General features: G+C 68.6%; 6 protein-coding genes. 4 read left to right on the top strand and 2 right to left on the bottom strand.

The features are described from left to right. Nucleotides 1–89: 89 nt before the first annotated feature. Nucleotides 90–1,058, bottom strand: a complete 969-nt coding sequence (locus tag H7965_RS27220; RefSeq protein WP_222440844.1) for an IS6 family transposase — start codon at nt 1,056–1,058, stop codon at nt 90–92. Nucleotides 1,059–1,408: 350 nt separating this feature from the next. Between H7965_RS27220 and H7965_RS27215 the strand changes: the two genes are divergently transcribed. Beyond that, the gene (locus H7965_RS27215; RefSeq protein ID WP_186773683.1) at nt 1,409–2,374 is read left to right on the top strand and encodes an IS5 family transposase; all 966 of its coding nucleotides are present in this window, start codon (nt 1,409–1,411) and stop codon (nt 2,372–2,374) included. A 64-nt stretch (nt 2,375–2,438) separates the two neighbouring features. Here the strand turns inward: H7965_RS27215 and H7965_RS27210 are convergent, their stop codons facing one another. Next, the gene (locus tag H7965_RS27210) at nt 2,439–2,909 is read right to left on the bottom strand and encodes a hypothetical protein (RefSeq protein WP_186773682.1); all 471 of its coding nucleotides are present in this window, start codon (nt 2,907–2,909) and stop codon (nt 2,439–2,441) included. Between the two features lie 440 nt (nt 2,910–3,349). On the opposite strand from H7965_RS27210, the gene H7965_RS27205 reads away from it, so the two are divergent. The 3 genes from H7965_RS27205 to H7965_RS27195 all read left to right on the top strand — a co-directional run bounded on the left by H7965_RS27205 (nt 3,350) and on the right by H7965_RS27195 (nt 8,286). Continuing rightward, a complete protein-coding gene (locus tag H7965_RS27205) occupies nt 3,350–3,820 on the top strand; it encodes an aminotransferase class I/II-fold pyridoxal phosphate-dependent enzyme (protein ID WP_390624628.1) in 471 nt (156 codons plus the stop codon). 159 nt (nt 3,821–3,979) lie between these two features. Beyond that, nucleotides 3,980–5,092 (top strand): efflux RND transporter periplasmic adaptor subunit, encoded by a 1,113-nt coding sequence (locus tag H7965_RS27200; RefSeq protein WP_186773681.1) that lies wholly within the window; start codon nt 3,980–3,982, stop codon nt 5,090–5,092. A gap of 26 nt (nt 5,093–5,118) precedes the next feature. Then, entirely contained in the window at nt 5,119–8,286 is a 3,168-nt protein-coding gene (locus tag H7965_RS27195; protein ID WP_186773680.1) for an efflux RND transporter permease subunit, read from the top strand. The last annotated feature ends 413 nt before the right edge of the window (nt 8,287–8,699 follow it).

The following is an 8,699-nucleotide window of genomic DNA, read 5'->3' as shown; positions in this document are numbered from 1 at the left end:
CGCCTCAACCGCCCGGACCAGGCGCCGCCGGAGGTCCGCAGACAGAGGTGCCGTCATCATCGCCTCGCCAGTGCAACACCAGCGTCGAATCAGACCATGCGATTCCGTGCAACATCAAAGTGCTCTAATCCGGCCGCGGAGAACGCCTTGAAGGCGTCAGCCACCTCTGCCGCGGGTTCTGTCAGAACTCGCGCCACACCTGACGGCATGAGACGCAAGGCGCGTTTGGCCCACACAGCTTCGAGAATTGTAAGCACAGCTGTGGTGCGGCGGAGGTGAAGCAGGCGACAGCGATTAGCGGAGATAAACCGATTGTGGCGGGTGCGGAGCCGAAGGAAGTTGCGGAGCTCGTCATAGCTTCGACAGAACCGCTCCGCTGAGGCGGAGTTTTTGAAGCCGCGCATGCATGGTGTTCGGCCTTTGACGCCGCGGTGGTCCTGCTCGAGCCTGTTATTTTTGTAGGCGCTGGTCCGGTGCACGACCCGCCGACCGAGCGTGCTGCGGATCGCCCGCGGATAGGAGCCGTGCCCGTCGGTGGTGACCTGATCGGGCGTGACACCCGTGGCGGCCTTGGCTGAGCGAAAGAAGGCCTGGGCCGCGGTCATGTCGCGGTGCTTGCTAAGCATGGTGTCGACGAGGTTGCCGTCGCGGTCGATGGCTCGATACAGATAGGCCCATCGGCCACCAATCTTCAGGTATGTCTCATCCACGTGCCAGCGGCGGCCGCGGGCACCGCTCCTGCCGTGCCGGCGTTGACGAAGTTCGTCGGCAAGACGTGGCGCGAGCTTCGCCTCCCACTCGCGGACGGCCTCATGGCTGAAGACGATCCCACGGACGAGGAACATTTCGGCCAGGTCCCGCAGGGTCAGGCGGTAGCGCAGTCGCCACAGCACCACGAGCGCGATGACGTCGGAGGGGTACTGGGCGTGGTTCAGCACGGTGCCGGAGCGCTCATTAAACTGCTTGCCGCAGGCGCGGCAGCGGAACCGGAGGTAACCCTGGGCGGTGCGCTCCGGCCGCTCGGTCACCATGGCCGAGCCGCAGGCCACACAGTCCATCCCGTGCCTCTCATCGAGCCCTGAGCCGGAGCCTACCAGCCCTACCCCGGCCAAACAAACAGGCTGCTTGGCACGAGGCCTGACAGAACCCTCTCGCCAGACGGCCCTGAGGGGGCCGTCCGTGCCCACAAAACCTCCTCGACTGGCCCGCAAGCGCCGGCTCTGGGAGGTCAAAGTACGCTTGCTTGCATAAAGCTGCCGCCAGCCAGCCGTATGTCGAGGCATTGCAGCGGCGGAATCGGGACATTCCCATTTTTCCTGCGTGGCTCCATCTTGTTGCAGGGATCGCCGGATTGGGCGGTGCGGGGTAGGCTGGAACGAGGGAGAGCCCTCGTTCGAGGGGGCCCGCCATGCCGTTCAAAGCCAATGCTGACCGTCGACACCACATTCCGGCCCAGCGGCACCGAGTGAAGAACTGGAGCGAGTACGACGCCGGCCTGCGGGCTCGCGGCAGCCTGACCGTGTGGTTCTCCGAGGAGGCAATCGAAGGGTGGCGCGCGGCGCCGCGTAGCACCTGGGGCGGGCAGCCCTGCTACTCGGATTTGGCCATCACCACCGCCCTGACCCTGCGCACGGTATTCCGCCTCCCGCTACGCCAGGCCGAGGGCTTGATCGGCTCCATTCTGCAGCTGCTCGGCCTCGATCTCGCTGTGCCGGACCACTCCACCCTGAGCCGCCGGGCCGAGACGCTGGAGGTGCTGCGGCCGAAGGCGAGCAGCGAGCCCCTGCATTTGCTGGTGGACAGCACTGGGCTGAAGCTTTGTGGTCCCGGCGAGTGGCGGGTTGAGAAGCATGGCAGCAAGAGGCGTCGTGGCTGGCGCAAGCTGCACCTTGCCACCGACGCCGACACGGGTCGGATAGTTGCGGCGGTGTTGACCGGCAAGGACGCTGACGACGGCTCGCAGGCCGGTTCCTTGCTCGATCAGATCGAGGGGTCGGTGGCGTCCTTCACCGGCGATGGCGCTTACGACCGGGACGATGTCTACGCCGAGGTCACGTCACGGCATTCCGAGGCAGCCGTGGTGGTACCACCTCGCGCGAACGCGGTGCCAAGCGAAGCCGCGGAGACCGCACCGACACAGCGCGACTGCCGTCTGCAGTGCATCGCTAAGCGCGGCCGCTTGGGCTGGCAGCGGGCGTCGGGCTACAACGACTGTGCCTTGGTCGAGGCTGACATCTCGCGCTGGAAGCGGGTGATCGGTGATGGGCTCCGTTCGCAAACCGACGGGCGCCAAGCGACGGAGGTGGCCATCGCCGCCGGTGTGCTGAACCGGATGCTGGACCTCGAACGGCCGGAGTATGTTCGCGTCGCATGACCCGCAACGTGGGTAGGGCTACGTGCGTCCTCACCGCTGATCCGTGCAACACACTGGGTCGACGTTAATGACGACGCGAAGGGTGGCAGGTATGGCCGGGTCGAGGTCCTGACCGGACCTGGACGCCAGCGGAAATGGTCTGACGACGACAAGGCGCGGATCGTGGCGGGTGCAAGGCACTGCCTTGCACCGGGAGCCTGGTGCGGTGGTGGCCGAGGTCGAGCAGCGCCGCTCGGCGCTGCAGCGTGGCGGCAGGTCCCTCCCCCACCGGCGGCAGGAAGCGTCCCAGCGGCGCGCCGTCGAGCAGGTGCGGCAGCAGCCGGCGCATGCGGTCCAACGCCTCCGGCACCCGCCAGAGCAATGGCGGGTTGGGCCGGTAGACCCGCTCGCGCTCCGGCAGCGCCAGCAGCTTCAGGCAGGCCCGCAGCAGCGCGGTGACGTCTGCGGCCGGCAGGCTGCCCGCGTCAGGCTCGGCAACGCCGCGGCCGAACACGTCGCGGCCGAGCTGCAGCCGTTGCTCCAGCCAGTCCGCCAAGCGAACCAGGACAGCCGTGTCAGCAGCCGTGCTGGTTTCCCAGTTAAGGACATATTCAGTGACGATTTTGGCCTCAGCAGCCAGATCGACCGCCATCGCATCACTACCTTGTAAATACCAGACGACTTTATACGGCAATACGTCGTGCGAAATGAACGCACAGATTGGAGATAACTAAACCAGCACCAGGATCGCGGTGGCTGACAAAGGCGTGGTCCTTGCTGCAAGTCGAGCATATGTGCCCAGTCGGTGCCTCCGTCGCCGTCCACGCGTCCCCTACCTGTTCTGCCCGTGTGCATCCCGGGCGGTGCGCAGCGCTGGACCGCGACCTTGGTGAACGAATTATATATCGAACAACTACACCATAAGGTGTGTCTAAACCTCTCGACACGCGCGGGCTGGCCCCAATAGTTTTAAGCCGTAATAGTAACATAACTGCCGTGTTGGAGCTCGACGAGCGTGACCGTGCCGATCGCCACTCGTACCGCGTTCCTCGCCTACTGCCGCGACAGCCTGGCCACCTTCGCCAGGAAGGCCGCTATCGCGAGTTCGCCCGTCTTGAAAAGCTGGCCGGGCGCTTCCCGACCTACCGCTGGCACGGGCCGCAGGGGGTCAGGGAGGTGACCGTCTGGTCCTCCAACGACTATCTCGGCATGGGCAACCACCCGGCGGTGCTGGCGGCGGCGACGCGGGCTGTTGCCGAGCACGGCGCCGGGGCCGGCGGCATCCGCAACATCTCCGGCACCTCGCCCCTGCATGCGGCGCTGGAGGCCGAGCTGGCCTCGCTGCACGGCAAGGGCGCGGCCTGGTGCGAACCGCAAGCGGCGGGCGCCGGCTGCAGGCCACAGACGGCATTGCTACGGGCTGGGGAGGCCGCGTTCCGACGCCGGACGGCCGGCTGCGGCCTATGACGCATTCCGACCGAATCTCGCCACGCCCTCCGAGGTGACACCATGTTCGATGGCGCGGCAGACGCCTCCCGGCTCACAGGGGAGGCCAATCAAACTCCGACAGCCCGTCCGCGGAGGCGCCGGCGAGCCGTCTGGACTTGGCTCTGTGGGACAGCGCTCGTGCTGCTCGTGGCCGGGGTAGCCGAACGCTATCTCCGCAGCCCCGCCCCAGCCTGGCTCGCCCCCGGCCCTTCGTCCTCGGTCTCGGCCACTGCGGCTGCCGCTGGCCAGACAACCCCGCATCCAGCCCTGGCGGTCGCCGTCGCACTCGTCGAGTCAGTGCCAGTGGACCGGATCGTGGTCGGTGACGGCTCGGTGGTAGCTTGGCAGGAACTTGCCATCGGCGCCGAGATCGGTGGGCTCCGCGTCGTCGAGGTGGCCGTCGAGGAGGGTGACAGGGTCAGGCAAGGTCAGCTCCTCCTGCGCTTCGACGCCGCCGTGCCCATCGCCCAGGTGGCCCTGGCCGAGGCGGTTGTAGCAGAGAACGAAGCCGCCCTGCAGGTCGCCCGCTCGGATCTCAGCCGCGCCGATGAGCTCTCGCGCGGGGCCATCGTCACGCGCCAGGCCGTCGAGCAGCGCCAGGCCGCCTCGCTCCAGGCCGAGGCCCGCCTCGCCGCCGCCCGGGCCCGCCGCGACGAGGCCGTCGCCCGGCTGGCCCAGACACGGATTCTCGCCCCGGCCGGCGGCGTCATCGCGCGTCGCGCGGCGCTGCTTGGCGCTGTCCCGTCGGCTGGCCAGGAGATGTTCCGCATGGTCCGCGACGGACGCCTTGAGTTGGACGCGAAGGTGCCCGAGCTCGACCTCGGTGCGGTCCGCCCTGGCCAGGCCGTGCGGGTCGTGCATGGCGATCGGGAGATCGAGGCGACGGTGCGCGCTGTCGCGCCGATCGTCGACACCGGGACGCGACACGGCATCGTCCGCGTGGCGCTGCCGGCCGATGCGGGCCTGCTCCCCGGCATGTTCGCCCGCGCCGAGATCCGCGCCGATACGGTGAGCGCGCTGGCAGTGCCACAGGTTGCGGTGGTGTTCCGTACCGACGCGCCAGCGGCCTTCGTCCTGGGCGACGACGGCCGGGTCTCACTGCGGCGGCTGGCTGTCGGTGCATACGACCGGGGCTTCGTGGAGGTCATGGACGGCCTGCGCGCGGGCGAGCGGGTGGTCGTCTCCGGGGCAGGGTTCCTCGCGGAAGGCGATAGCGTGTTGGTGGCCCCCCTCCTCGCTGCCGCCCCTTGACCCGTCGACCGGCGACGAACGCCCTCATGCAGACCGGCCCATTCCTCACCGGCGGCAAGCACCGGAACATCTCCGCCTGGGCGATCCGCAACCCGGTCGCAACCGGCGTGCTGTTCCTGCTGCTGGCGCTCGCCGGGCTATCCGCGCTCCCCGGCCTCCGGATCAACAACACCCCCGACCTCGACCTCCCCACGGTGACGGTCACCGTCGCACTGCCTGGGGCCGCGCCCGCGGAGCTCGAGACGCTGGTGACGCGTCGCGTCGAGGACGCGGTTTCGCGCCTCGGCGATGTCAGGCACACCACGTCCACGGTGGCGGACGGCACCTCAACGACTGTCATCGAGTTTGCGCACGGCAGGGACGTCGACCGAGCCGCCGCAGACGTCCGCGACAGGATGGCGCAGATCCGGCCCGACCTGCCGGCAGGTGCCCGGGAGCCACTGGTGGCGCGCGTCGAGGCAGCCGGCGGCGCCATCCTGACCTACGCCGTCACCGCCCTGCTGAAAGACGACGAGCAGGTCTCCTGGTTTGTCGACGACACCGTGGCCAAGGCGCTGCTCTCCATCCCCGGGGTCGCGCAGGTGAATCGGGTAGGCGGGGCCGACCGCGAGATCCGCGTGGAACTCAGGCCGGACCGACTCCTCGCCCTGGACATCACCGCCAATCAGGTCAACGCGCGGCTGCGCGACCTCAACCTGAATCTGCCCGGCGGGCGCGCCACGTTGGGCGGCCGCGAGCAAGCCGTCCGAACGCTCGGCTCCGCCGCCTCGGTCGAGGAGCTGCGGGGACGCAGCGTGGCGCTGCCCGGTGGCCGCGTCGCACGGCTCGGCGACATCGCCCGGGTGACAGACGCGACGGGCGAGGTTCGCACCGCGGCGCTGCTCGACGGGCGGCCTGTGGTTGCCTTCGAGGTCATGCGCACCCGCGACAGCTCCGAAGTGCAGGTCGCCGACCAGGTCGCCGCGGCCCTGGCCCGGCTTGAGGTTGAGCATCCAGGCATCGGCATCCGGCTGATCGCCAGCACCGTGGCCTTCGTGAGGGCAGGCTATCGCGCGGCGGCGGAGGCGCTCGCGGTCGGTGCGCTCTTGGCCGTGCTGACGGTCTGGGTATTCCTGCGGGACTGGCGCGCGACCGCCATCGCCTCGCTGGCCATTCCCCTGTCGCTCCTGCCCACGTTCCTGGTCATGCGGTGGCTGGGGTTCTCGCTGAACAACGTGACTCTGCTCGGCTTGGGGCTCGTGGTCGGCGTGCTGGTGGATGACGCCATTGTCGAGGTCGAGAACATCGTCCGTCACATGCGCGCCAACCCCGATGCCAATGCCCGCCGAGCGGCGCTTGACGGGTCGGCGGAGATCGGCCTGGCGGTGGTCGCCACCACCGCGGCTGTCCTTGCAGTCTTTGTGCCGGTGGCCTTCATGCCCGGCATCCCCGGGCAGTACTTCCGCCAGTTCGGCCTGACGGTCGCGGCCGCCGTGGCCTTCTCCCTGGTGGTGGCACGACTGCTGACGCCGCTGCTCTGCGCCCAACTGCTCAGGCCCCGCCCGGGCCGCCGCACCGGTAGGGGCGAGATGGGGACGCTGGGTAGCCGCTACCTCATCCTGCTGTCCTGGTGCCTGCGCCACCGCCTTGCCACCATTGCCGCTGGCGTCGCCTTCTTCGGCATATCAGTCGCGCTGGTCCCACTAATTCCCAGAGACTTTGTCCCCAGTGCCGACCGCGGCCGTTCCGCCGTCTCGATCGAACTTGCGCCGGGCGCGACCCTGGCCGACAGCAAGGCCGTGGCGCGGGAGGCGACGCGCATCCTAAAGGCGCGCCCCGAGGTGGCGTCCGTCTTCGCCTCGATCGGCACGACCGGCAGCAACGTCGTGGGTGGTCCCGTTTCGGGCAGCAGCACCAGGACCGGAGACCCGCGCACGGCCAACCTGGTCGTGATGCTGGTGCCACGCAGCGAACGTGCCATCGGGCAGCGGGCCTTCGAGGCGGCGGTCCGACCGGAGCTGGAGCGCCTTCCCGGCGCGCGGGTGCGCTTCGGCGCCGAGCGGCAGAGCGGCTCACGACTGCAGGTCACGCTTGCTGGCGACAACGCGGCGACCCTGGCTACCGCGGCGCGCGAGCTGGAGCGGCAGATGCGCAGCGTTCCCCAGCTGGCCGGCGTTCGTTCCACGGGGAGCTTGGAGCGCCCCGAACTGCAGATCGTACCGCGGGGGGCCCGTGCGGCCGAACTCGGCGTATCGGTGGCAGGGATCGGCACAACGGCGCGCATCGCTACCATCGGCGACGTGGATCAGAGCCTTGCTCGTTTCAACCTGCCGGATCGGCAGATCCCCATCAGGGTGATGCTGGACGAGCGGTCGCGTGGCGACCTTGGTGTGCTGCGTACCCTACGGGTCGAGGGGCGCGACGGTGTGTCCGTGCCACTCGGTGCGGTCGCCGATATCCGCCGCGGTGCCGGCCCAGCGCGGATCGACCGCCTCGACCGGGAGCGGAAGGCAACGGTGGAGGCCGAGCTGAACGGACTTCCACTCGGGGAGGCGATGCGGTTGGTGGCGGAACTGCCGATCATTCGGAACCTGCCCGACGGCGTCCGCGAGAAGGAGACCGGCGACAAGGAGACCATGCGCGAGTTGTTCGGCGGCTTCACGTCAGCGCTGGGCGCCGGGGTCCTGCTCGTATACCTAGTGCTCGTGCTGCTGTTTGGCCGCCTGCTGCAACCCCTGACGATCCTCTCGGCGCTGCCGCTCGCCCTCGGTGGGGCGCTAGCGGCGTTGATCATTACGCAAAAGCCCCTGGGTGTCTCCGCCGTCATTGGCATCCTGATGCTGACGGGAATCGTCGCCAAGAACTCGATCCTGCTGGTCGAGTACGCAGTCCTGGCACGCGGCGAGCGGGGCCTCTCCCGGAACGCGGCGATTGCCGAGGCAGCGCTGAAACGTGCTCGCCCGATTGTCATGACCACCCTCGCGATGTGCGCCGGCATGCTGCACACGGCTCTTGGCGTCGGCGCCGACACCGAGTTCCGCTCACCAATGGCGCTGGTGGTGACCGGCGGCCTGATCACGTCGACGATGCTCAGCCTGTTCTTCGTGCCTGCGGCCTACAGCTGCATGGACCAGCTCGAGGGCTGGCTCACCGGGCCGCTGGGACGCGGTCGACTGACCGTGGCGGCAGAGGGAAGCGGTAGGCCAACGCCGTAAGTCGCACGATCGGCCGGCGAGGCGACTGATCCTGCCAGGAGCGCCCTCTTTTGCCGGGCGCCCCACCGGTGCACAGTCTCACCCGCGGTAGGGGCTTATCGCGGGTGAGCATTTCGGCGGCGCTGGATGCCGGTGATGATTTCGACGCGCTCGATGAGCTTCGGCATAGGCGCATGCCTAGTGCTCAGACGCATTCAGAAGATTCAGGAGCCAGCAGGGAGAGGCCCTTCATCAGAGGACATCTTCCCATCGGGCCTGCACCTTCCGTCTGGGTCAGTGCACCAGGCCGATGGCGGGCCTCGAACTTCCCGCTGCGAATTCTTCCAAACAGAGGGACCCAGGCCGTTACAAGCGCGTTAGGGTCGCGAGCCAAGCCGGAGCGCTGGCCGGAGCGCGATGAGGGTGGAGACGAC

This window comes from Siccirubricoccus deserti, assembly GCF_014283215.1.
GTDB classification, from domain to species: domain Bacteria; phylum Pseudomonadota; class Alphaproteobacteria; order Acetobacterales; family Acetobacteraceae; genus Siccirubricoccus; species Siccirubricoccus deserti.
The sequence above is the reverse complement of the archived record's forward strand: the minus strand, read 5'-3'. Positions and strand labels throughout refer to the sequence as shown.

Excerpts from the sequence above, each read along its gene's own strand:
- H7965_RS27220 (WP_222440844.1), bottom strand. The coding sequence starts at position 1,058 with ATGGACTGTGTGGCCTGCGGCTCGGCCATGGTGACCGAGCGGCCGGAG.
- H7965_RS27215 (WP_186773683.1), top strand. The coding sequence starts at position 1,409 with ATGCCGTTCAAAGCCAATGCTGACCGTCGACACCACATTCCGGCCCAG.
- H7965_RS27195 (WP_186773680.1), top strand. The coding sequence starts at position 5,119 with ATGCAGACCGGCCCATTCCTCACCGGCGGCAAGCACCGGAACATCTCC.